At 61.0% G+C, this 688-nt stretch carries 1 protein-coding gene; it reads right to left on the bottom strand.

Translation table 11 applies throughout. The features are described 5' to 3' along the window. Positions 1 to 521 (bottom strand): SulP family inorganic anion transporter (locus ACP7AJ_RS21525; protein WP_426062297.1); only part of this gene is annotated, 521 nt, incomplete at its 3' end. Positions 522 to 688: the final 167 nt, after the last annotated feature.

Here is a 688-nt window from a genome sequence, read left to right as displayed (position 1 = left end):
CCCACGATGATGGCAATGGTAAGCCCCACCAGCCCGAGCATGGTGAGCAGTGGCGGGCCCGCAAGCCAATGGTGGGCGCCGGCCGCGTCCACAGTCTGAAACTGCACCAGCTGCGAGAGGAAGATGATAATGGCCAGCCCGTTCACGAAGCCGAACATCACGGAGTGCGGCACCAGGCGAATGAACTTGCCCAGGCGCAGCAGCCCTGCAGCTACTTGCAGCACGCCGGCTAGGATGACCGTGGCGAAGATGTATTCCACGCCGTGGCTCTTGGCCAGGGCCAGCAGCACCACGGCAATGGCGCCAGTGGCGCCGGAAATCATGCCCGGCCGCCCGCCCAGCAGCGAGGTGACCAGGCCCATGACAAAGGCCGCGTACAGCCCCACTAGGGGCGAGACGCCGGCAATGAGGGAAAAGGCCACGGCCTCCGGCACCAGGGCCAGGGCTACGGTCAGGCCCGAGAGAATTTCGTTTTTGTAATTGACCTGGTACTGTGTAAAGTACTGAAGAACTTGTTGCATGAATCACACTGAAAAAGAGGCAAAAGAAAAGCCGCACGCTTCCAGCAGGAAGCGGCGGCCGGGGCATTCTACGCCGATCGTCAGGGTGGGGTAAGCTTAAAAAGGGAAGGGGGGAAAGGGGTCATGCGTGGGCAAAGGTACAGACATTGCTGGCAAGGGTCAGAAAC

The organism is Hymenobacter sp. B1770 (assembly GCF_049896385.1).
Taxonomy (GTDB): Bacteria; Bacteroidota; Bacteroidia; order Cytophagales; family Hymenobacteraceae; genus Hymenobacter.
The sequence above is the reverse complement of the archived record's forward strand: the minus strand, read 5'-3'. Positions and strand labels throughout refer to the sequence as shown.